Source organism: Martinezella sp. CNPSo 3959 (assembly GCF_057784355.1).
Map to the genome: position 1 here is coordinate 242127 of NZ_JBXSOV010000007.1, position 23053 is coordinate 265179.

Sequence of the window (23053 nt, forward strand, 5' to 3'; positions counted from 1 at the left end):
ATTCCAATTTGCTGTGATAATGTCCGATCGCACGAAGCGAGATTGCCGAGCTTGAATCGAATGCTATTTTCGGTGCGCTCGTGTCGGCGGGAGAAGCGGCCTCGATGGCTCGAAGGGACAAATGTCGATCTTAAAGAAAATCAGCGCGCAGCTCGAAACCATGGCGCCCGCCGATCGTCAGATCGGACAGTTCATCATCGACAATCCCGACCAGATGCTGCGCCTGTCTTCAGCTGCGCTCGCGGTCGAAACGGGCCGCAGCCAGTCGAGCGTCGTCAAGTTCAGCCAGAAGCTCGGCTATGCCGGCTATCAGGAACTGAAACTTGCCGTCAGCGAGGCGAAAGCGCAGGAATGGCAGGCGCCGGCCGGTATGATCCACGGCACGATCGAGGTAGGCGACAGCTATCTCACGATCCTGCAGAAGCTGCTCGGCAGCAAGATGCAGGCGATGCAGCAAACGATCTCGGTCAACAACGAAGCGGATATCGAAAAGGCTCTCGAGGCGCTTCATGACGCGCGGCGCATCCATCTGGCAGGTGTCGGCGCCTCGTCGCTGGTCGCACGCGACTTTTCCTACAAGCTGATGAAGCTCGGCCGCAATGTGCTGCATGACAGCGACAGCCATGTGCAGATGGCCAATGCATCGACGCTTGGGCCGGACGACCTGCTCTTTGCGCTTTCCTATTCCGGCGCCAGTATTGAAACCCTCAGGATCGCTGAACTGGCTAGCCAGCGCCAGGCGACGGTCATTGCCGTCACCGGGCTGCAGGACAATCCGCTCGCCCGCGTCGCCGATATCTGCCTTCATACCGTCGGCGATGAGGATCGCGTCCGCTCCTCGGCAATCACCGCCCGCGATGCGCAGCTGATGCTGACCGATCTGCTGTTCATTCTGCTGGTGCAACGTCAGCCTGACGCCAATGACTATGTCCACAATAGCGAGACGGCCGTTTCCGTGCTGAAGGCAAAGCGTCTCTCATAAGATCGCGCTCCAGTAACCAAGCTGTGACGACCGCGACCCTGTACGGTGATGATTTCGGGACGTAGCTTGGCGATCCAAGCAAATCATACCGGAGATATTCCATGGACCTTGGCCTCAAGGATAAAGTCGTTCTGATCACCGGCGGCTCGAAGGGCATCGGCTATGCCTGTGCCGAACTCTTCCTGCAGGAAGGCGCACGGGTCGCGATCTGCTCGCGCTCACAGTCCAATATCGATGCCGCCCTCTCCAGGCTTCCCGGCACACGCGGCTACGCCGCCGACCTGATTTCCGACGAGCAGGCACTTGCCGTGGTGAACAAGGTCGAGTCCGACGTCGGCCCGATCGATATCCTCGTCAACAGCGCCGGTGCAGCGGCCCGCACGCCGGCGGATGAGTTGACCCCTGCCATCTGGCGGGCTGCAATGGACGCGAAATACTTTTCCTACATCAACGTGATCGATCCCGTCATCAAGCGCATGGGCACACGCGGCTCAGGTGTCGTCATCAATATCATCGGCAACGGCGGCAAGGTCGCCTCCCCCGTCCATTTGGCGGGCGGATCGGCCAATGCCGCCCTGATGCTCGCAAGTGTTGGGCTCGCCAATGCCTATGCCGGCAAGGGCGTGCGTGTCGTCGGCCTCAATCCCGGCCTCACCGAGACGGATCGCGTTGCTGAAGGCCTGAAGGCGGCGGCGAAGATCTCAGGCTCGACCGAAGAGGAAGCGCTCGCCGACGCCGTGAAGCGCATCCCGATCGGCCGCATGGCCGATCCAGCCGACATCGCCAATGTTGCCGCTTTCCTGAGTTCGGCCAAAGCCGGCTACGTCACCGGCGCGGTGATCAGCATGGATGGCGCGCAGGTGCCGGTGGTCGTTTGACTCGGGATCGGCGGCTCTAAGCCGCCGCCTTCCAGTCCAGCCCGATATCGAGCGTCGGCGCGCTATGCGTCAGCCAGCCGACGGAGATGAGATCGACGCCGGAGGCGGCGATTGCGGCAGCCGTTGCCGGCGTGATGCGGCCGGAGGCTTCTGTGATGGCCCGGCCGCCGACGATATTGACCGCCTCGCGCAGCTGATCCGGCGTCATGTTGTCGAGCAGCACGGCGTCGACGCCTTCCTGCATCGCTTCGCGAAGCTGCGCCAGCGTATCCACCTCGACTTCGATCTTGACCATATGACCCACACCCGCCTTGGCTCGGCGGATGGCTTCCGCGATGCCCCCGGCAATTGCGACGTGATTGTCCTTGATCAACACGGCGTCATAGAGCGCGAAGCGATGGTTCATGCCGCCGCCGGCGCGCACCGCGTATTTTTCCAGCGCCCTGAGGCCCGGCGTCGTCTTGCGCGTGCAGACGATCGATGCCTTCGTGCCGGCGATCGCCTCGACGATGCTGCCGGTCACGGAGGCAATGCCTGAGAGATGGCCGAGGAAATTAAGCGCCGTGCGTTCCGCCGTCAGCAGGCCGCGGGACGGCCCTTCGATCGTCGCGATGACCTCGCCGACATCAACCTTCGCACCATCGGGCACGTGCCGGGTCACGACGATTGTGGGATCGACCAGCTGGAAGGCAAGTTCGGAGGCATCGAGACCTGCGACTACGCCCGGCTGGCGGGTGACCATAGCAACGCGGGACCGATGTTCCGCCGGGACGACAGCCATGGATGTGATGTCGCCGGCAAGGCCGAGATCTTCGATCAGCGCATTGCGCACCAACGGCTCGACGATCAGGCGCGGGAGCGGAGCAAGTGTCATATCAGGCACTCCTTGCCATGGAATATGGGGCGACGGACCGGGCGATATCCAGCGCGTCGGTGAGATGCATCATGCGGCGCTGCGCATGTTGCAGTTTCAGCGGAAAATCCGTGCGGGCATGGGCGCCGCGCGATTCCATCCGGAGACTTGCGAAGACGGCGATCAGCAAAGCCACCAGCGCAGGGTCGGTTGCCGTGCTTTCGTTCTCGCAAAGCGGCAGGAGGGCGGCAATGGCGCCATGGATTGCGCCGGCATTGCGCAGCACGCCGAGATGCCGCGAGACAATCGGCCGGACGAGCGCCGGATCTGGCGCAAAAGTCTCGGGGAAATGTTTCGGCAAACGTGCAGGGCTCGCATCGCTACTTGCAATATCGTGCGCCGCCCGCATCCCCATGACAGCCGCCTCCAGCAACGAATTGCTGGCAAGGCGATTGGCGCCATGCAGGCCGGTAGACGCCGCCTCGCCCACAACCCATAGGCCAGGAACGGAACTGCGGCCATTCTCGTCGGTCGCAACGCCGCCCATGTGGTAGTGAACGGCCGGACGCACCGGGATGAGCTCGCTCGCCGGATCGACGCCCGCCTCGTGGCAAAGGGCCTCGATGACTGGAAAGCGCGCGGCAAAACGGTTGCCGAGCGCAGCTCGCGCATCGAGAAAAACCCGTCCGCCGCGGGCAATTTGCGCGCTAATGGCGCGCGCGACGACATCGCGCGGCGCAAGCTCGGCGCCTTCGACGTCAGCCATGAAGCGCTCACCGCTTTCATTGACGAGAAGCGCGCCTTCGCCGCGGACGGCTTCGCTGACAAGCGCCAGTGGGCGCCTGCGGCTGTCAAGCGCCGTCGGATGAAATTGCACGAACTCCATGTCGGCAAGTTGAGCGCCGGCCCGTGCCGCAAGCACAATCCCCTGCCCGAAATTGCCGACCGGATTGGTCGTGGCATCGAACAGGCCGCCGATACCGCCAGTAGCAAGGACGATGCGCGACGACTGTAGAACGACACTGCCCTTGCCGGTGAGGCACAGAAGGCCGGCGACACGATCGCCATCCAGCAACAGTCGCTGCGCCTGATAACCCTCGAGCACCGTGATCGATGGGGTGCAGGCAACCGCCTCGGCGAGCGCGCGGACGATGGCGGCCCCCGAACCATCACCCTTGGAATGCACGATACGCCGAAACGAATGTGCAGCTTCGAGGCCGAGGGACAATTCGCCGGCATCGTTGCGGTCGAACTCAACACCGAAGCACTCCAGTGCCGCGATGGCGGCAGGTGCTTCGGCGACGATCCTTGCCGCCACCTTCGCGTCGCAGAGCCCGTCACCGGCGGCAAGCGTATCCGCGAAATGCAGGGCGGCACTATCGCCCTTGCCTATGCTGGCGGCGATGCCACCTTGCGCCCAGGCACTTGAGGTCTCCGCGCCGATCAAGGCGCGGGTAATAATCACGGTTGGCTCAGGAGCCAGCGTCAGCGCCGTCATTAATCCGGCGAGGCCGCTGCCGACGATGACGATGCGGCCGCTCAAGTCTTCACGAATCTCGCTCATATCGCCAGCATCCTTTCAACCGCCCGACGGGCATCTGCGGCAATTGCCGGGTCGACCGTCACCTCGTGTTGTCCCTCTTCCAAAGCTTTGCGAATATTGCCAAGCGTGATGCGTTTCATGTGCGGGCAGAGATTGCAGGGGCGGATGAATTCGACATCCGGATGATGCACAGAGACATTGTCGCTCATCGAACATTCGGTGAGCAACACGACGCGCGACGGGCGCTTTTTGCCGACATAATCGGACATCACGGCGGTCGAACCGGCAAAATCCGCCGCAGCGACGACGTCGGGCGGGCATTCCGGATGGGCCAGCACGGTTACACCCGGATAATTCTCGCGAAGCTGGCGAATATCGTCTGCGGTGAAGAGCTCGTGAACCTCGCAATGCCCATGCCAGGCAATGAGCTCGACATTGGTTTCGCGTGCGACGTTGCGCGCCAGATATTCATCCGGAAGCATCAGCACCTTCGGCACGCCGAGCGATTCCACCACCTGCCGGGCATTGCCCGATGTGCAGCAGATATCAGATGCCGCCTTCACGGCCGCCGACGTATTGACATAGGTGACGACGGGAACGCCGGGATGGGCCTGACGCAGCAAGGCGATATCCTCTGGCGTGATCGATTCCGCGAGGGAGCATCCGGCTTCCATGTCGGGGATCAACACCGTCTTTTCCGGGTTCAGCAATTTGGCGGTCTCCGCCATGAAATGCACGCCGGCAAGGACAATGATGTCCGCATCCACTTCCACAGCCTTGCGGGCAAGCGCCAAGCTGTCGCCGACGATATCCGCGACACCATGGAAGATTTCCGGAGTCTGGTAGTTGTGCGCGAGAATGACGGCATTGTGCCGCCGCTTCAATTCGAGGATCGCCTCGACATCATCCTGGAACGACAGCCATTCGGCTTTGGGGATGACGCGGCTGACACGATCGTAAAGGGAGGATGCGGATATGGGAAGATTCATGGCCGGCTCCTTATTATACTCAATTTGAGTATATCATGAGCAAATAGATATTCTCGTTGTGAGCATATGTCAATTGCGGGAGAGTGGTAATTTCGTTCCGGCGAACTCGCGTTCTTCGAGGACTGCGCGGCGGAAGCGGAAGAGCTTGGCCGGACGGCCGCCGGTTTCGCTTTCGGTGCCGCCGGTTTCCTCCACCAGCTCCTGCTGCTCGATCAGCCGGCGAAAATTCTGCTTATGTAGCGTCAGGCCGGCCAATGCCTCGACGGTTTTCTGCAATTGCAGCAGCGTGAAATTTTCGGGCATGAGTTCGAAGACGACGGGGCGATATTTGATCTTGGCCCTAAGCCGCGCCATGCCGGTCGCAAGGATGCGGCGATGATCGGCAAACATCGATCGGCCAAAATTGTGCTTGAGATCGCAGCCCGCCTCGGCGACGAGACGCGCCTCATAGAGCAATTCATAGCGCTGCAGCACGAGATCCTCGTTCCATGCCGCACCATTCAGCCCGAAGTCGAAGTCGGCGCGGCGGCGGCGCTGCCCGCTACGCATCGCATCCTCCTCGATCCATGGCGCAAGCCGGGCGGCGATATCGTGGAGAATAGCTGGAGGACCGTTTCGGTGATCCTCCCAAGGGAGATATTCGTACCAGCCATGCCAGCCCGGCATGCCGCCGCCGGGTGCCGCCTGCTCGCGCACGAGCCCGAGATAGCTGATCGAAATCGTGCGACCGCCGAGAATGTCATTGTTTCGATCGCGATCGGCAAACGTATAAAGCTGCTCCAGATAGCCGACGGGATGGGCGGTCTGATCCTGAACCCATTCGCGCAACCCGCTCTGCAAGGTGCGATGTCCGAGCTCAAACGGACCGGACGGTAAGGCATCGCCCGACCGCACCGTCATTACCCTGGGATCACTACCCGTAACGGCCGTCAGAACCGCGATCAGCTCCGCATGCGCAAGCCCGATGGTCAAGCGAACTCCATGATTTGTTTCCCTTTAACTTTGTCGCATGAAGTAAGGCGCAAGCCAATGCGGGTGCTGGCACGCTCCACATCTACTGGCAAAATGAAGCGTATCGAATCAATCGTGGAAACAGCGATCTTTACTGACGAGATTCCAACAGGTTTCTCCCCGCATCGGTCAGCACGATAAAACCTTGCTCCCGCTCAACGAGACCAAGATCCATTGCATCCTCCCAGATGGGCAATCGGGGACAACTCGTCCGCCACGCATCCATGACCTCGCGATAAGGTCGCGGACCAGCTTTCAAAAAAACCAGGAGATCAATGACAAGGCTATTGAGCGCTTCCAATATCACCTCCCTAAGTGGTGAAGCGAAAACATAAACCCTCAGGCCATCATTGTCATGATGCGCTCGATGAGTTTTGGAGGCAGTTAGATTGCCGGCGACATCGATCCTTTGTCGGTGCCACCGCAACCCTACCGGGCAGTCAAGCAAATTTCGGGTCTAGCGGCTCACATAATCCGGATATTGCTCACAAATGAGATCGACGATCGACAAGGTGCCCGACAAATGCCGGCGCAAAGCGGCGACGGCGGCCTCCGCATCGGCCGAGCGGACGGCATCGACCACGGCTTGATGATCGACAATGATCTGCTCCAGCTTGCCGGGCATCGGCAGGTTGAGCATGCGCAGCCGGTCGAGATGCACGCTCTGGCGCCGGACCGTCGACCACAGGCCGAGAATGCCGGCCCGCTCATAGAGAACGCGATGGAAATCCTTATCGAGCATATCGAAGAGATCATAGGTTTCCTGTGACATCACATGCTTCTGGCGAGCCAGGATGCCTTCGAGGATCGCTGCCGTTTCTGCAGGTGATTCAACAGCCAGCCTGCGGACCGCCTCGAGTTCGATCGACAATCGCAGAAAATGCGCCTCTGTCGCGTTACGGATATCGATCCTCGCAACAACCGTCGCATATTGCGGATAGACCTCCACTAACCCCTCCTCCTCAAGCCGGATCAGGGCATCGCGCACGGGGGTTTGGCTGACATTGAATTCGCTTTGCAGCGAGATGCGCGACAAGACCGTTGTTGGCGGCAGGCTCATCGAAAGAATGCGCGATCGTAGGATCTCAAGGATCTGAGGCCCCACCTGGCGGGAGCGATCGAGGGCGAATTCCTTCGGGTTGAGCTTCACTGGCGGCCTTTCTGATCGAGAGCGTTTGCTCATTAAACACAGTTCAGGGCTTGATGCACTGATACATTAGTGCTTTAGTCAGTCCAAGCCAACTTCGTTTTTCAAAGTTGGATCAATTGGGAGGAGCAAATGAGAGGATTTCTTCGCTGTCTGACAGCGGTCGGCATGGCAATTGCCGGCACCTTTTCAGCCGGTGCTGCCGAAAAGACCGACATCTCTATCACGCGTCAGCCGGGCATTCTTTATCTCGCCAGCCACGTGATGGAGACGCAGAAACTGATCGAGAAGCATGCGGCGGCCGATGGCCTTCAGGGCGTCAAGGTGGAATGGCGAACCTTTAGCGGCGGTGGCGCGCAGACTGACGCGCTGCTCTCCGGCAACGTCGACATCGTCAATACCGGCACCGGCAATCTGCTGCTGCTTTGGGACCGCACCCGAGGCAAGGTGAAGGGTATCGTCACCAATTCGGCCCAACCCGTCATCATGGTTTCGCGCGATGCGCGCATCCAGTCGCTGAAGGATATTCAGCCAGGCGACAAGATCGCAGTGCCGACGGTCGGCGTCTCGACGCAGGCAATCCTGCTGCAGATGGCCGCCGCGCAAATGTATGGCGACGACCAGGTGCACAAGTTCGACACCAACACGGTGCAGCTTGGCCATCCCGATGCAATGGCAGCACTTGCGAACCAGACCCATGAGGTCAAGAACCACTTCTCCGCCCCGCCCTTCCAATATCTCGAGCTGAAGCAGCCGGGCGTTCACAAGGTCATCGATTCCCGCGACATCATCGGCGGCGATTTGACCCAGGGCACCTTTTTCACCACGACGCAGTTCGCAACCGCCAATCCGACCATCGTCAAGGCGTTGCGCGAGGCGACGGCCGAAGCGATCGATCTCATCAAGAAGGACCCGAAATCGGCCGTGGAAGCCTACAAGACCGTCAGCGGCGACAAGACCAGCGTCGAAGATCTCGTAGCGATCCTGAACGAGCCGCATATGATGGAGTTCCGCATGGATCCGCAGGGAACCATGAAGTTCGCGACCCATCTCCATAAAATCGGCACGCTGAAGACCATGCCCAAGGCCTGGACCGACTATTACCTGCCGGAAGCAGCCGATCTTAATGGCAACTGACGCCTGTCGGCGGCGCAAATGCCGCCTTCAAGCCACCCCTCGGAGAAGGCTCATGCTTCAGGCAAAAACGCACGCCGACATGCCGGTGACGGAAACAATGACCGCAAAACCTCTTCTGAATGTCGACAGGGTAACGCTTCGCTACAAGACGCCGAACCTGCTGATCACCGCGACGGAAAACGTCAGCTTCTCGGTTGCCCAGTCTGACCGCTTCGTCCTTCTTGGTCCCTCTGGTTGCGGAAAATCGACGCTGCTGAAGGCCATCGGCGGCTACATGACACCGACGACGGGCCGGATCGAGATCAAGGGGCAAGCGGTCAAGAAACCGGGCGCCGACCGCATGATGGTCTTTCAGGAATTCGACCAGCTGCTGCCCTGGAAGACGGTGCTGGAAAACGTCATGTTCCCGCTGACAACGGCCCGTCACCTGCCGCGCGGCGAAGCCGAGGCCATCGCCCGCGATTATATCGACAAGGTCAAGCTCACCCGCGCGGTCGACACTTACCCACACATGCTGTCAGGTGGCATGAAACAGCGTGTCGCGATTGCCCGCGGCATGGCGATGCAGCCCGATATCCTCTTGATGGACGAGCCTTTCGCAGCGCTCGATGCGCTCACCCGCCGACAGATGCAGGACGAACTCCTGCAGCTCTGGGAAGATACGCGGTTCACCGTCATCTTCGTGACGCACTCGATTGCCGAAGCGATCAAGATCTCCAACCGCATCCTGCTGCTGTCGCCGCATCCCGGCCGCGTCAAGGCCGAGGTGCGCGATGTGGAAGCCGTTCGTGACGATCCCGCTGCTGCCGCCAAGCTGGAACAGGAGATCCATCACATGCTGTTTGCCGAGCAGGGGCACAGGGAGTAAACCATGAGCGCGCCACAGATCATCCTTGCTCCACAGACAACGGAAGCCGCCGGCCATATAGCCGCCGTCGAGCAGAAGCTCGGCACAACGGAACTCCTCTGGCAGTCGGGCCTGTTCCGCAAATCATTGCTGATCGTTATCCTCGCCGTCATATGGGAGGCCTATGCCCGGCATCTCGACAATCCGCTGCTATTCCCGACGCTGAGCGACACGCTGACCGCACTTTATGACCGGTTCGCCGATGGCGTCCTGCCGGCCCGTATCTGGACCACGCTGAAGATACTGGTGATGGGTTACATCTCGGGAACGGTGCTCGCAGCCGTCCTGACGGTCGTTGCGATCAACACCCGCATCGGTACCGATTTTCTCGAGACCATGACGGCGATGTTCAATCCGCTGCCGGCCATCTCGCTCTTGCCGCTCGCCCTCATCTGGTTCGGGCTGGGACCGGCAAGTCTCGTCTTCGTGCTTATTCATTCCGTTCTCTGGGCCGTCGCTCTGAACACGCACGCAGGCTTTCTCGGCGTTTCCCGCACCTTGCGCATGGTCGGCGCCAATTATGGGCTGACGGGTCTTTCCTATGTCTTCCGCATCCTGATCCCCGCCGCCTTCCCATCGATCCTCACGGGCCTGAAAATCGGCTGGGCCTTTTCCTGGCGCACGCTGATCGCCGCCGAACTCGTCTTTGGCGTCTCCTCCGGCCAGGGCGGCCTCGGCTGGTTCATCTTCGAAAACCGCAATCTTCTCGACATTCCCTCAGTCTTTGCCGGCCTGCTGACTGTGATCGTCATCGGGCTTATTGTCGAAAACCTGGTTTTCCAAACGATCGAGCGCCGCACCCTGCTAAAATGGGGCATGAAGGAATGATGCGGCGCATGCTTTTATCCCTTCGACCAACATTCGAATACAAGGCGCAATTACAATGAACAGCAGGAAGAAGCCCCAGGACTTACGCAGTGCCCGATGGTTCGCACCGGATGACCTCAGAAGTTCGGGACACCGCTCCCGCACCATGCAGATGGGCTACGCGCCCGAAGAATGGACGGATAAGCCCGTCATCGCCATCCTCAACACCTGGTCCGACGCCAATCCGTGCCATGCGCATTTCAAGCATCGCGTCGAGGACGTGAAGCGCGGCATCTTGCAGGCCGGCGGCTTTCCGCTGGAGCTGCCGGCACTGTCGCTGTCGGAAAGCTACGTCAAGCCAACGACTATGCTCTATCGCAACATGCTCGCGATGGAGGCCGAAGAGCTTTTGCGTTCGCACCCGGTCGATGGCGCCGTGCTGATGGGCGGCTGCGACAAGACCACGCCCGGCCTCGTCATGGGCGCGCTCTCCATGGGCCTGCCGATGATCTACCTGCCGGCCGGCCCGATGCTGCGCGGCAATTACCGCGGCGAATATCTGGGCTCTGGTTCCGATGCCTGGAAGTTCTGGGACGAGCGCCGCGCCGGCACCATTTCGGAGAAGGAATGGGTCGATGTCGAGGCCGGCATCGCCCGCTCCTATGGTCACTGCATGACCATGGGCACGGCAAGCACGATGACGGCAATCGCCGAGGCGCTGGGGCTAACGCTGCCGGGTGCAAGCTCGATACCCGCCCCAGATGCCAATCATATCCGCATGTCATCAGCTGTCGGCCGGCGTATCGTCGAGATGGTGTGGGAAGATCTCGTTCCCTCGAAAATCGTCACGCAGGCCGCGGTCAACAATGCCGTCGCTGTCGCGATGGCGACGGGCTGTTCCACCAATGCCGTCGTGCATCTGATCGCGATGGCGCGGCGCGCCGGCATCTCTCTCTCGCTCGACGATCTCGACAAGGCCGGACGCACGACACCGGTGCTCGCCAATATCAGGCCCACCGGCAAAACCTATCTGATGGAAGATTTCTACTATGCCGGCGGCCTGCGCGCCCTGATGGCGAAGCTTTCTTCCAAGCTCGATCTCTCGACGCTCACCGTCTCCGGCGTCACCCTCGGCGAAACGCTAGAGGGAGCGAAATGTTACAATGACGACGTCATCCGCTCGCTCGACAATCCGGTCTATCATGAGGGGTCGCTTGCGGTGCTGAAGGGCAACCTTGCGCCCACCGGGGCTGTCATCAAGCCGGCCGCCTGCGATCCGCGCTTTCACAAGCACCAGGGACCGGCGCTGGTCTTCGACAGCTATCCGGAGATGAAGGCAGCGGTGGACGACGAAAATCTCGACATCACGCCTGATCACGTCATGGTGCTACGCGGTGCTGGTCCGCAGGGCGGTCCCGGCATGCCGGAATGGGGCATGCTGCCGATCCCGAAGGCGCTTCTGAAGAAGGGCCACAGGGACATGCTGCGCCTCTCCGACGCCCGCATGAGCGGCACCAGCTACGGCGCCTGCATTCTGCATGTCTCGCCGGAATCGCATGTGGGTGGACCGCTGGCGCTATTGCGCAATGGCGATATCGTCCGCCTCGATCTCGAGGCGCGGCGCATCGACATGCTGGTCGATGAAGACGAGTTGCAACGCCGGCGCGACGCCTGGGTCAAGCCTCCGGAAAAATTCGGCCGCGGCTATGGCTGGATGTTCTCGCGCCATGTGGCGCAGGCCGATACCGGCTGTGATTTCGACTTCCTGGAAAACAGCTTCGGCCCGACGCCGGGCGAACCCGACATCTACTAATTACGAGGAACATATCGCATGAGCAACTATGTGCTGAGCAATGAGACGCGCGACAAGCTGATGGGCGTCGCAACACCGACGATCGCCACCGCGCTTTTCCGGCGCGGCCTGCGCAACCAGTTCATTCAGGATGTGCGGCCGCTCTCGCCGAAGAAGGCGAACATGGTCGGCCAGGCTTTCACGCTGCGCTATATTCCGGCGCGCGAGGACTTGAACACGCTCGAAGTCTTCCGCAACCCGGAACATCCGCAACGTGCCGCTGTCGAGCAATGCCCGCCCGGCTTCGTGCTGGTCATGGACAGCCGTAAGGACGCGCGCGCGGCCTCCGCCGGCTCCATTCTCGTCTCGCGTCTGCAGGTGCGTGGCGTGGCCGGTGTCGTTACCGATGGAGGATTCCGCGACAGCCCTGAAATCGCCGCCCTCGATATTCCTTCCTATCATCACCGCCCCTCCGCCCCGACGAACCTGACGCTACACCAGGCTATCGAAATCAACGGTCCGATCGGCTGCGGCGATGTCGCGGTTTTCCCCGGCGACGTTCTCGTCGGCGACAATGAGGGCGTTATCGTCATTCCGGCGCATCTTGCCGATGAGATTGCCACTGAGACCGTGGAAATGACGGCCTATGAGGACTTCGTCACCGAGGAAGTCATGAACGGCGCCACTATCATCGGCCTCTATCCGGCAACCAGCGACGCGCCGAAGCAGAAATTCGCGGAATGGCGGAAGCAGAAGGGTCGATAAAGCCACATTAGGTGACGCAGCCGGCGGATACGTCCGGCTGCGGTTCTCTTAACTACTCTTCCTTGACCAGCTTCAGAACAAGCTGCTGGAGATTGCCGCCATCGCTGAATTCGACCTTGTCGAAATCGCTGTTGCGCTGCCGCTCCTTATTGGAGATTTCGCCGAGCCGCTTCGTCAGCTCCACGCGGATCTTGCTGCATTTCGGGTCGTCGGGCACGGAAAAGCCGACGCTCACGGCCTCGATTTCCTTCACCATGTCCTTGATGAAGCCGCCATGCACGCGCTCATGCGCCTCGACCCCGGCGATGAATGTCTGCCAGCTTTTGCGGGTCGATGCCGGCAATTGCGCCGAAGGCTTCGGTAGCGTGTAGGTGATGATCAGTTTCGGTATGTTGACCGTGATCATGCAGGCGCCGTTCGGCTGCGGCTCGTATTTGCGCGTCCAAGTCAGCTTGAAGTCCGTATGGGCGATCGCCCTCACCTTGGGTCCGAGCAAGGGGCCACGCTCGCCAATGGAGTCATAGAGTTCGCGCCCCGAGGCTCCGGTAATCGCATAGGTCTTGATCGTCTCGACCGCCTGCCACTCGGCGTGGGCTGTCATCGGCAAGGAAGCGATGCACATCGCCACTGCGAGCAATCGAAAATTCACTGTCACCAACGTCCTCATATCCACGGCCTCAAGCGCCGCGACGCTATCCGTTGGTCCCGGCTATTTCAACGAGCATGGCGCTTCAAAATGCCGAGTTCTCCTCAAGCACTTCCTCGGCATCCTCTCGCTCCATCTCGAAGACCCTCTTGCCGATGGCAAAGCTGAAACCGTTGCGGGCGAAGGCAGACAATTCCTTTGCCTTGCGCTTCTCGTCGAGATCACCGCGCCGGAAAGGCCCGAAACCACGTTTCCTGGCAAAGATGACGGCGGAATGGAGATCATCGACCTCTTCCACTGCCGCGACGACCGTTTCACCACTGATGCCTTTGGACGCGAGCTTGAAGGCAATGGCTTTCTTCGACTTGCCGGAGCGGACCGCCGAGCGTGTGCTGATCTCGGCGAAGGCGACGTCATCAAGCACCTTTAGTTCATAGGCGAATTTCACCGCAAAATCGGCAAGCGCCTTGATCTGTGCGCCGCTGATATCCTCGAATTTCTGCTTCGCCTTCTTGGAAATCGCATCGAACAGCTGCTTCTCGGTCATCATCCGACGTTCTAAACGATAGATGGTCGAGTTGCGTGCCCAGGAAAGCATGCGGCTTGTCGGCGTTTCATCCATGCGGGAAAGCATTCGGCGAGAGAAGAATCATCACGGAGAATTTTACGCAAGCCGGGCGGCTCAGGCAATGAATGCGCTTGGTAATCATGGGATGATTGGTTATGCTCCTTTCGCGGCCAAGGCGGTAAAACGCCGAGCGTCGAACCCCATCGACGGTGGAGGCCGTCTCAAACACCACATTATTGCTATGGATCACGGAGCCTGCAGCTCTCCCGATCGCTTTGCCCATTGGGCAGCAGAGCTCCGTTCAGAGGAGGCAGGAATGGATTATCGCAAGCTCGGCCCAAGCGGGGCCGTCGTCACGGCCTATTGCCTTGGCACCATGACATTCGGCGCGGAAGCAGACGAAGCCGCGTCGCACAGGCTTCTCGACGATTACTTCGCGTGGGGCGGCAACTTCATCGACACCGCCGATGTCTACAGCGCCGGCAAGTCGGAAGAGATCATTGGCCGCTGGCTGAAGGCGCGTCCGACAGAAGCACGCCAGGCCGTTATCGCCACCAAGGGCCGCTTTCCGATGGGCAACGGACCGAACGATATCGGTCTGTCGCGCCGCCATCTCGGCCAGGCGTTGAACGATTCGCTGCGCCGTCTCGGTGTCGAGCATATCGATCTCTATCAGATGCATGCCTGGGACGCTTTAACGCCGATCGAGGAGACATTGCGATTTCTGGATGACGCCGTGCGTGCCGGCAAGATCGGCTATTACGGCTTCTCCAATTACGTCGGCTGGCATATCGCCAAGGCCGTCGAGATCGCCAAGGCCCAGGGCTACACGCGGCCGGTGACGCTGCAGCCGCAATATAATCTGCTCGTGCGCGACATCGAACTCGAGATCGTCGACGCCTGCCTCGATGCCGGGATGGGCCTGCTGCCATGGTCGCCGCTTGGCGGTGGATGGCTGACCGGGAAATACAAGCGCGACGAAATGCCGACCGGCGCCACGAGACTTGGCGAAAACCCCAATCGTGGCAGCGAATCCTTTGCGCCGCGCAATGCGCAGGAGCGGACCTGGGCAATCATTGCCACGGTCGAGGAAATTGCTAGGGCACGAGACGTGACTATGGCGCAGGTGGCGCTTGCCTGGACGGCAGCACGACCGGCGGTAACTTCAGTCATCCTCGGCGCGCGCACGCGTGAGCAGCTTGCCGACAATCTGGGCGCAGCCAAACTGAAACTTACGGAGGCGGAGATGGATCGGCTGAACGAGATCAGCGCGCCGCAACCCGCCGCCTATCCCTACGGCGAAAGCGGCCGGAACCAGCGCCATCGCAAGATCGAGGGTGGCCGTTGAGTTTCATCCGGCGGCGAAGCATTTGCCTGTTTCGCCGCCGTCGTTGGGATCGCCTGCCGTGTCAAACGAGCGGCGGGTTGAGTCTCGCAAAGCCTTCCTGACGCCGATAGGGAAAATAGGGATAGGGAGCCGTCGTCTCACTGACCTTATCCAGCCTCTCGATCTGCTCTTTCGAAAGAGTCCAGCCGACCGCGCCGAGATTCTGCCGCAGCTGCTCTTCGTTGCGCGCGCCGATGATGACGCTTGCGACCGTCGGCCGGCTGAGCAGCCAGTTGAGGGCGATTTGCGGCACGCTCTTCCCGGTCTCGCCGGCAATCTCATCCAGCACATCGACGATATCGAACAGCTTCTCGTCATCGACGGGCGGCCCGAATGACGCCGTCTCATGAAGCCGGCTCTTTTCGGGCAATGGCTGACCGCGGCGGATTTTGCCTGTCAGCCTGCCCCATGCCAGCGGGCTCCAGACGAGGGCACCGACATTCTGATCGTGGCCCAACGGCATTAGCTCCCATTCGTAATCGCGGCCGGCGAGCGAATAATAGACCTGATGGGCGACATGGCGCGCGTAGCCGTGCTTGTCGGAGATCGCGAGCGATTTCATCAGCTCCCAGCCGGCGAAGTTGGAAGCGCCGATGTAGCGGATCTTTCCCGCCTTCACGAGGTTATCGAGAGTGGAGAGCACTTCTTCGATTGGCGTCGAGGCGTCGAAAGCGTGCAGTTGCAAGAGGTCGATGTAATCGGTGCCGAGACGCTGCAAGGCAGCATCGACGGATTTGATCAAGCGTGAGCGCGAACTGCCCCAATCGGCCGGTCCATTGCCCATCGGCAGTGCTGTCTTGGTCGAGATCAACACGGCATCCCGCCTGCCCCGGATCGCCTGACCGAGCACTTCCTCCGATGCGCCTGCCGAATAGACATCGGCCGTGTCGAAGAGATTGACGCCCGCCTCCAGGCAGATGTCGACCAGACGGCGCGCTTCCATCGCATCCGTCGAGCCCCAGGCGCTGAAGAGCGGTCCATTGCCGGCAAAGGTGCCGGCGCCGAAACTGAGCACGGGAACGCGCAAGCCCGAAGCACCAAGATTTCTATATTCCATCATCCGTCTCCTGTTGGTTCTTCAGTTAGATAGACGCGATGGGAGAGATGATATAGATTGCCGAAAAGAAACTCATTTATGACTTCAATTCATCATGAGCCGCCAAGAGATCAACCGTTCCGGTGAAATGGAAGTCTTCGTGCGCGCCGTGGAACTCGGCGGCTTCACCGCTGCGGCCATAGCCTGCCGGATGACGCCTTCAGCCGTCAGCAAACTCGTCACGAGACTTGAAAAGCGCCTCGGCGCGCGGCTCATCCACCGCTCGACGCGGCGATTGCAGCTCACACCCGAGGGCTGCGCTTTCTTTGAGCGCAGTGTCGCCATTCTTGCCGATATTGCCGAAGCCGAACGCCATGCATCGGCGGGAGAGCAGGTAGTCGGCCATATCCGCATCAACACCAGCGGCTCCTTCGGCAATCATGTGCTGGCTCCGCTCGTTCCAAGCTTCATGGCGTTGCACCCGAATGTCTCGCTCGAGATCTTCCATACGGACCAGGTCATCGACCTGATGGAGGAGCGCGCCGATGTTGCAATCCGCGCCGGGCCGCTGAAGAGCTCCAGCCTCATGGCCCGCAAGCTTGGAACCACACAAAGTATCATTGTCGCCTCGCCGGACTATCTGCACAGGCATGGGACACCGCGCTCCGCCGCGGAATTGGCAAGACATTGCCGCATCAGCTTTAGCTATTCCCGGGCGATCGAAGGCTGGCCGCTGCTTATTGACGGTGAGGTTGCGACGGTACCGGCGGCGCGCAGCCTGCAGGTGGGCGACGGCGAAGCCATGCGGCACCTTGCGCTTGCCGGCGCAGGCCTGGCGCGGCTTGCCGCTTTCACCGTCAGAGCGGATATCGCGGCCAGACGGCTGCAGCCGGTGATGGAAGAATTCAATCCCGGAGATATCGAGGAATTCCACGCCGTCTATATTGGCCAGGGCGGCCCTCTGCCGGCGCGCGTGCGCGCCTTGCTGGATTTCTTGCGCGAAAACGTTCACCTGTAAAAGCGACGCGGCCGTCAGGGCCGCATCGTGTCAGCTAAAACTCCCAGTCACCACGCCGATCAGGCGGATGGCTGCCGGGTCTTGCGCAGATAGGGCAATACCGTGTCGAACGAGCCGAAGCGAGTGATGGCATCTTCGTTGGAGACAGCGGCGGTGATGATAACGTCTTCGCCCTGCTGCCAGTTTGCCGGCGTTGCGACCTGATGCTTGGATGTCAGCTGGATCGAGTCGATCGCGCGCAGGATTTCGCCGAAGTTGCGGCCTGTCGTCATCGGATAGGTGAGGATCAGCTTGATCTTCTTGTCGGGGCCAATAACGAAAACGGAACGGACGGTGGCATTGTCGGCAGGCGTGCGGCCTTCCGAGCTTTCGCCGGTGCCTGCCGGCAGCATGTCATAGAGCTTGGCAACCTTCAGGTCCTTGTCGCCGATCAGCGGATAGTCGACATCGAAACCGGTCGCCGTCTTGATATCGTTCTTCCAGCGACCATGGCTCTCGACCGGATCGACCGAGATGCCGATAATCTTGACGCCGCGCTTGCGGAATTCGCCTTCGAGGCCAGCCATCGCGCCGAGTTCCGTCGTGCAGACCGGCGTGAAGTTCTTCGGATGCGAGAACAGCACGGCCCAACCACTGCCGATCCAGTCATGGAACTTAACCTCGCCCTGTGTCGTCTCGGCCGTAAAATCCGGCGCGATATCGTTGATGCGCAAACTCATTGTCTTACCTCCAAAACCTACCCCGGCGCGCATTTGTGACAGCCTGGGAACGAGAAAAAATCGTCGCACAATGGCGTCGAATGGCGGATATGAAAAGCCCTTCTTTTAAATGGACGCCGCGATTGCCGCTGAAAACCCCTGCGGCCTGCGATGCCTGCTACGCGCCTTCAACATGTCCAGAAAGCGATAACCACCCACCCAGCGCCCATAACCGCTTGCTATATTGATATGTCCTGCAAGGCCGATATTGCGAACATCCGAATTCCAGAGTCGTCCGAACATGCCGAGCCGGTCGAGGCTCATATAGATGTCATTCAAGCTCCCGATCGTCATGCTTGGGAAAGGCAGTGCTTCCGTCGGCATGGTGCCGAAGGATAGATGTCCGGCATGCAGGGTTTCCGTCACGGGAATATCGCAGGGCGCTACGAGCAGCGCGCCTTTGACCCTTCGTGCGGCCTGCCGGCCAGCCAATCTCGCCGTCAACACGCAGCCCAAGCTGTGGGCGACGACATAGGCTTCTCCGGCCTCTTCCAGCGCAGCTTCCAATTTCTCCATCCAGCTGCCGAGATTGGGAAAGTCCCAGTTATCCTGCTCGACGAGCCGAACGTCGGATTGATCCTGCAGCCAATAGCGCTGCCAATGCCCCTCGGCGGAGCCGAAAAGGCCAGGCACGATCAGTACTCTGGTCATGAAAGCCTCACGAGGAAAAGCGATCGAATGCAAAGCTTGCGACAGGAAATCAAAAATGCATCCCTTCAATGCCAAGGCGCGGGGGATGTACACCAATAGTAGATCTCGTAGTCGCGCGCGGAGAGTTCTCGCTCGCCGGGCTCCGGCCGATCGACGGATTGGATTCGTTCATTCGCATCCTGCAACGCACGCCCAGCGAAAATCGTCTTCAGGCGGCTAATGACATTCCATTTCATGTAACCCTCCATTTGATTGATAAATCCCAGGGGCTGCTGCAAATCGTTCTCAGCCCATCATTCGGCCGCGGCAAGCACCGTTACCGGATGCGGGAAGAAGGCGGAGAGCTCACCGACGACCTCATTGATACGGCCGGCGAGCGGTTCCGAGGAAACCTTGTAATCGGTAAAGTCACGATCCGACGCGTATACGGCGGTTGGCAGGGTATGTGCCATGAAGAAGCCGAAGAGCGGCCGCAGCTGATGCTCCACCATCAGCGCATGCCGGTCGCCGCCGCCGGTCGCCGTGATGATGATCGGCTTGGCGCGCAGCTCGTGTGGATCGATAAGGTCGATCAGATGCTTGAACAGCCCGGGATAGGAGCCCTTGAACGTCGGCGAGCCGATAACCAATGCATCTGCCGAGACGATTTCATCGATCACACCTTTTGCCTGATCGTCGAGATCCTTGCGCCACTGGGCCGCGCCGAGAGAGGGGCCAACATCATGCAGATCGTAGATCCTGCTTGAGAAGCCATATCGCCCGCTTGCCAGATCCGCGACGGCCTGGACCAGCGCGTAGCTCTTCGACGGCCTGTTGAAGCTGCCGACGATGCCGACAAGTTTGGGCGCACTCATTCTTATCCCTTCCGAAGATCGCATGCATTTTCGATAATCCAAATATTGTCCATAAAATTAGTGGATTAAAAGGAACAGCGATCTCTGAAGGCACGGGAATTGGAAAATCTCTTTCTATGCTGCAGCCGGCTGGGCGAAGTGCACAAATGCCCCGAAAGGAAATGGCAGCGGTCCCGGCTCTCTCCAGGAGGGGATCGATTGATGCCGTAGCTTTCTCAATAAGATCCAACGTGCGCCCCGCCAACGCACCAGCTCAGTCCTGGAGACTACAAGGCAATGCGCGATCAGGAGGCCCATTTCGCTGCCACGCCGGCTGCCGGCGCGCTCCCCGCCAAGCCGGGAAGCGCGACTGGAGATTGCATGCTTTCCTACATATTCATCTTTCGACGACGACCTTCAAAACGTCTCGGTTCTTGTCCCAAAAGGGTAACGCGCTCTCGGCATCGGCAAAGGGTATGACCTTGGAAATAAGGGAAGCGGCACGATCGCCGATCGTCTCCAGATAGGCGATGACCGCATCGAAATCAGACTTGGTCGCGTTGCGCGACCCCATGATATCAAGCTCCTTGAGATTGAACATCTGCGTCTGATAGCTAACGGGCGCCTTGGCGTAACCGACATAGACGACGCGGCCGCAAAAGCCAGCCAGATCGATCGCCTGACGAAAAGTTTCCGGAAGGCCGACTGCCTCGAAGGCCACATCGACGCCCTGATCATCCGTCAGCTCGACAATGCGCGCAACGACATCTTCCGTGCCGGCATCGATGGTGTGACGGGCTCCGAACTGTTTTGCCAGCGCGGTCTTTTCCGGGCTGAGGTCGACTGCAATCACCTCGGCTCCGCGAGCAACGGCTCCGATCACGACGCCCATGCCGATCATCCCGCAGCCCAATACGACGATGCGATCGCTCGCCGACACGCGGCCGCGCGCCACTGCGTGGAAGCCTACCGACAACGGCTCGACCAAGGCGAGAAAGCGCGGCTCAAGGGTATCATTGAGGATCAGCTTCTCTGCCGGAAGAACGATCTCTTCGGCGAGCCCGCCATCCTGCTGGACACCGAGCGTGCGATTGTAGCGGCAGGCATTCACGCGCCCCTTGCGGCAGGAGGAGCACGTGCCGCAACTGGTATAGGGAAGCACGATAACGCGCTGCCCGGGTCGGTAGGTAGGCGGAACACCCGCCCCGGTCTCGACAATCTCTCCGCCGATCTCGTGCCCAGGAATGCGCGGCAATTGCACCAGGGGATTGAGGCCTCGAAACGTGTTGAGATCACTCCCGCAGATGCCGACATGGCGGATGGAAATACGGACATCGCCTTCCCCGAGCTGTGGGCGAGCGACATCGGTGAAACGGCTGATGCCTTCACTTTCGATCAACAGGGCTTTCACGTGACGAAACCTTTCCTGGATTGGGGAGTAAACCGGACGCTTGCGCCCGGTTTACTAAACATAGATCAGTTCAGGGCGGCGATGTCGACCGGTAGATCGAACCGGCTTCAGGGCAGCTTCGCCCTTGCGCACGCCGATGGCGTACAGGAATAACTTGAGCACCACCTTCACCTCGAACTTCGACACTGGATTGCGTTCATTCACCGCCTGCTTGCGCTGAATTTACACGGTTGAGATAAGCGATTTAAAGTGGTATTTTATGTTTAAAAAACCAGCAAGCGCGGGCGGCATGCGTTCTGAAAACCTCTTCAAACGGCAGTTCAACGAATTCCTGCGCCACGTGCAATCGGTCGGCCATGGACACCCGCTTGGCTCGGAACGCGAGATCGGTCGAACCCTTGGCACCAGCCGAACGACTGTCCGCAAGTGCCTTGCTGCGGCTACGGAAAGCGGTCTGATTTCCACGGACAGAATAGTCCTGCGGCAGGTAGAACCATCAGAGCTCTATTGCGAAGCCGAAACCATCCCGCCGACATTGATGGTCGAACGCGCTTTCCTGACGTGGATTCTCCAATCCGATAGCGGGCCAGGTCAGACCATCAACGCGCTTCAGCTTGCACGGCAATTCGGCGTGTCGTCGACAACGATCCGCGAATTTCTGCAGAGTTTCCGGCATTTTGGCCTGATGGAGCGCAAGGCCGGCGGCAAATGGGTCTTTCGCGGCATGACGCTGGAATTCGCCAACGAGCTTTCCGATATCCGCGAAATTTTCGAACTGCGATCCGTCATGCGCTTTGCGGAACTCGATGACGGCGATCCGAGCTGGAACGAACTACGCAGACTGCGCAGCGAGCATCTCAAGTTGCTGGAAACGATCGAGACCGACTATCACCGGTTCTCGCTCCTGGACGAGCAGTTGCATCGTTTGATCAACAGTGCTTCCAGCAACCGCTTCGTCACCGAATTTTATCACGTCATCTCGCTGATTTTCTTCTATCATTATCAATGGAACAAGAAAGACGAGCGCAGCCGTAACGAAGCGGCGGTATATCAGCATCTAGATTATATCGACGCGATCCTCTCAAGGGATCAGAAGAAAATCAACCAGACGTGTACGGCGCATCTTAGCGAGGCACGCCGGACATTGCTTGCAAGCACCCGAGAAGCTCGACTTGAGAATTCGAGCACGCCGCCAGACCCGGCCTACTGAAGGGTCATGCCTGGCCCGGTGTCTGCCCTCGCTGCGTAAGGATCGACGATGGAGAGCGCCCGGTTGAGAGCTTCGGCGAACCCATGAAGCGAGATGACATAACTCACCTCGCGGTCGGTATCGGCTGCAGCCAACGTCACAGTGAGATTGCGCCTGCGCCGCAGACCGGCAAGCATGGCTTTATTTAGGTTCAGCTCGACAAGACAGCCACGTGGGAAAGCGGTAGCGAATGGCGAGGCGAGACCGGGAGCAGCTTTGCCGCCTGCTGGTAGCCCGACGCTCCGCAGATAGAGTCCCTGCGGTAGAGCCAACATGCCCCGGAGACTCCCGCACCCTGGAGTAAGTTCAATCGACAGTACCGGCGTGTTTGTCTGCAGATCATACAGCGTGTATGAAATAGCATAAGATAGCCGGGCAAGATCGGCAGTACCCTGATTGACGATGGTAAGGATCCAGTCGCCGTAACGCTCCTGCAACGCGCCCGAACTTGAGGCGCCGATGATCGCCTTGCCAGTCATCACAATCCACTATCTGGTCGATTTATCGATATTGACCAGCCCTCCTCAACACACATTATCACCTTAAACGGTGTTATCTCGTCCATCTTCGACCCCCTCGCGTGGCGTATCGCAACAATATTGCACGTCGCATCTCAAATTCCGATCTTCAGAGACTGAGTGCTTGCGATCTCATATTGGCAATTTTACGCCAATGCATCCCCCAT

Annotated in this window: 24 protein-coding genes; 10 read left to right on the top strand and 14 right to left on the bottom strand. The window is 59.8% G+C overall.

Translation table 11 applies throughout. The annotated features are described in order from the left end of the window. The first annotated feature begins 121 nt into the window (after positions 1–121). Together AC13RE_RS17515 and AC13RE_RS17520 are read left to right on the top strand one after the other, a co-directional pair. Positions 122–982 (top strand): MurR/RpiR family transcriptional regulator, encoded by an 861-nt coding sequence (locus AC13RE_RS17515; protein WP_488482552.1) that lies wholly within the window; start codon positions 122–124, stop codon positions 980–982. Positions 983–1083: 101 nt separating this feature from the next. Further along, positions 1084–1860, top strand: a complete 777-nt coding sequence (locus AC13RE_RS17520) for an SDR family oxidoreductase (protein ID WP_488563868.1) — start codon at positions 1084–1086, stop codon at positions 1858–1860. Between the two features lie 16 nt (positions 1861–1876). Here the strand turns inward: AC13RE_RS17520 and nadC are convergent, their stop codons facing one another. The 6 genes from nadC to AC13RE_RS17550 all read right to left on the bottom strand — a co-directional run bounded on the left by nadC (position 1877) and on the right by AC13RE_RS17550 (position 7406). Continuing rightward, the gene (gene nadC, locus AC13RE_RS17525) at positions 1877–2734 is read right to left on the bottom strand and encodes a carboxylating nicotinate-nucleotide diphosphorylase (RefSeq protein WP_488563869.1); all 858 of its coding nucleotides are present in this window, start codon (positions 2732–2734) and stop codon (positions 1877–1879) included. A gap of 1 nt (position 2735) precedes the next feature. Further along, complete coding sequence (locus tag AC13RE_RS17530; protein ID WP_488563870.1) at positions 2736–4277, bottom strand: L-aspartate oxidase; 1542 nt, start codon at positions 4275–4277, stop codon at positions 2736–2738. Beyond that, positions 4274–5245, bottom strand: a complete 972-nt coding sequence (nadA, locus tag AC13RE_RS17535; RefSeq protein ID WP_488563871.1) for a quinolinate synthase NadA — start codon at positions 5243–5245, stop codon at positions 4274–4276. The genes AC13RE_RS17530 and nadA overlap by 4 nt, the downstream gene beginning before the upstream one ends. A gap of 69 nt (positions 5246–5314) precedes the next feature. Continuing rightward, a complete protein-coding gene (locus AC13RE_RS17540; protein ID WP_488563872.1) occupies positions 5315–6217 on the bottom strand; it encodes an NUDIX hydrolase in 903 nt (300 codons plus the stop codon). A gap of 130 nt (positions 6218–6347) precedes the next feature. After that, complete coding sequence (locus AC13RE_RS17545) at positions 6348–6557, bottom strand: hypothetical protein (RefSeq protein WP_488563873.1); 210 nt, start codon at positions 6555–6557, stop codon at positions 6348–6350. A gap of 156 nt (positions 6558–6713) precedes the next feature. After that, complete coding sequence (locus AC13RE_RS17550; RefSeq protein ID WP_488563874.1) at positions 6714–7406, bottom strand: GntR family transcriptional regulator; 693 nt, start codon at positions 7404–7406, stop codon at positions 6714–6716. 129 nt (positions 7407–7535) lie between these two features. Between AC13RE_RS17550 and AC13RE_RS17555 the strand changes: the two genes are divergently transcribed. The 5 genes from AC13RE_RS17555 to AC13RE_RS17575 are packed head-to-tail and all read left to right on the top strand — an operon-like array spanning position 7536 to position 12811. Next, positions 7536–8540: an ABC transporter substrate-binding protein gene (locus AC13RE_RS17555; protein ID WP_488563875.1), complete on the top strand. Its 1005-nt coding sequence runs from the start codon at positions 7536–7538 to the stop codon at positions 8538–8540. 52 nt (positions 8541–8592) lie between these two features. After that, the gene (locus tag AC13RE_RS17560; RefSeq protein ID WP_488563876.1) at positions 8593–9408 is read left to right on the top strand and encodes an ABC transporter ATP-binding protein; all 816 of its coding nucleotides are present in this window, start codon (positions 8593–8595) and stop codon (positions 9406–9408) included. 3 nt (positions 9409–9411) lie between these two features. Continuing rightward, a complete protein-coding gene (locus AC13RE_RS17565) occupies positions 9412–10275 on the top strand; it encodes an ABC transporter permease (RefSeq protein ID WP_488563877.1) in 864 nt (287 codons plus the stop codon). Positions 10276–10330: 55 nt separating this feature from the next. Beyond that, positions 10331–12067, top strand: a complete 1737-nt coding sequence (gene araD, locus AC13RE_RS17570) for an L-arabinonate dehydratase (RefSeq protein WP_488563878.1) — start codon at positions 10331–10333, stop codon at positions 12065–12067. Between the two features lie 18 nt (positions 12068–12085). Next, a complete protein-coding gene (locus AC13RE_RS17575) occupies positions 12086–12811 on the top strand; it encodes a ribonuclease activity regulator RraA (protein ID WP_488563879.1) in 726 nt (241 codons plus the stop codon). A 52-nt stretch (positions 12812–12863) separates the two neighbouring features. Here AC13RE_RS17575 and AC13RE_RS17580 read toward each other — a convergent pair whose 3' ends face one another. Continuing rightward, positions 12864–13478 carry a DUF922 domain-containing Zn-dependent protease gene (locus AC13RE_RS17580; RefSeq protein ID WP_488563880.1) on the bottom strand — a complete coding sequence of 205 codons (615 nt, stop codon included), beginning with the start codon at positions 13476–13478 and terminating at the stop codon, positions 12864–12866. Positions 13479–13542: 64 nt separating this feature from the next. Then, complete coding sequence (recX, locus tag AC13RE_RS17585) at positions 13543–14079, bottom strand: recombination regulator RecX (RefSeq protein WP_488563881.1); 537 nt, start codon at positions 14077–14079, stop codon at positions 13543–13545. Between the two features lie 262 nt (positions 14080–14341). Here recX and AC13RE_RS17590 point away from each other — a divergent pair, with 262 nt between their 5' ends. Further along, positions 14342–15373: an aldo/keto reductase gene (locus tag AC13RE_RS17590; RefSeq protein ID WP_132717922.1), complete on the top strand. Its 1032-nt coding sequence runs from the start codon at positions 14342–14344 to the stop codon at positions 15371–15373. Positions 15374–15434: 61 nt separating this feature from the next. Here the strand turns inward: AC13RE_RS17590 and AC13RE_RS17595 are convergent, their stop codons facing one another. Continuing rightward, entirely contained in the window at positions 15435–16469 is a 1035-nt protein-coding gene (locus AC13RE_RS17595; RefSeq protein WP_488563897.1) for an aldo/keto reductase, read from the bottom strand. 94 nt (positions 16470–16563) lie between these two features. Between AC13RE_RS17595 and AC13RE_RS17600 the strand changes: the two genes are divergently transcribed. After that, on the top strand, positions 16564–17466 hold the full coding sequence (locus tag AC13RE_RS17600) for a LysR family transcriptional regulator (protein WP_488563882.1): 903 nt from the start codon (positions 16564–16566) through the stop codon (positions 17464–17466). A 59-nt stretch (positions 17467–17525) separates the two neighbouring features. On the opposite strand, the gene AC13RE_RS17605 is transcribed toward AC13RE_RS17600, so the two are convergent. The 4 genes from AC13RE_RS17605 to AC13RE_RS17620 all read right to left on the bottom strand — a co-directional run bounded on the left by AC13RE_RS17605 (position 17526) and on the right by AC13RE_RS17620 (position 21119). Then, positions 17526–18185, bottom strand: a complete 660-nt coding sequence (locus tag AC13RE_RS17605; RefSeq protein WP_488563883.1) for a peroxiredoxin — start codon at positions 18183–18185, stop codon at positions 17526–17528. Positions 18186–18290: 105 nt separating this feature from the next. After that, on the bottom strand, positions 18291–18875 hold the full coding sequence (locus tag AC13RE_RS17610) for an RBBP9/YdeN family alpha/beta hydrolase (protein WP_488563884.1): 585 nt from the start codon (positions 18873–18875) through the stop codon (positions 18291–18293). A 293-nt stretch (positions 18876–19168) separates the two neighbouring features. After that, a complete protein-coding gene (msuE, locus tag AC13RE_RS17615) occupies positions 19169–19729 on the bottom strand; it encodes an FMN reductase (RefSeq protein ID WP_488563885.1) in 561 nt (186 codons plus the stop codon). Between the two features lie 376 nt (positions 19730–20105). After that, a complete protein-coding gene (locus AC13RE_RS17620) occupies positions 20106–21119 on the bottom strand; it encodes a zinc-binding alcohol dehydrogenase family protein (RefSeq protein WP_488482535.1) in 1014 nt (337 codons plus the stop codon). A 289-nt stretch (positions 21120–21408) separates the two neighbouring features. On the opposite strand from AC13RE_RS17620, the gene AC13RE_RS17625 reads away from it, so the two are divergent. Further along, on the top strand, positions 21409–22329 hold the full coding sequence (locus tag AC13RE_RS17625) for a GntR family transcriptional regulator (RefSeq protein ID WP_488563886.1): 921 nt from the start codon (positions 21409–21411) through the stop codon (positions 22327–22329). Here the strand turns inward: AC13RE_RS17625 and AC13RE_RS17630 are convergent. Continuing rightward, positions 22323–22847, bottom strand: coding sequence for an invasion associated locus B family protein (locus tag AC13RE_RS17630; protein ID WP_488563898.1), 525 nt, complete (start codon positions 22845–22847; stop codon positions 22323–22325). The genes AC13RE_RS17625 and AC13RE_RS17630 overlap by 7 nt on opposite strands. Positions 22848–23053 lie beyond the last annotated feature (206 nt).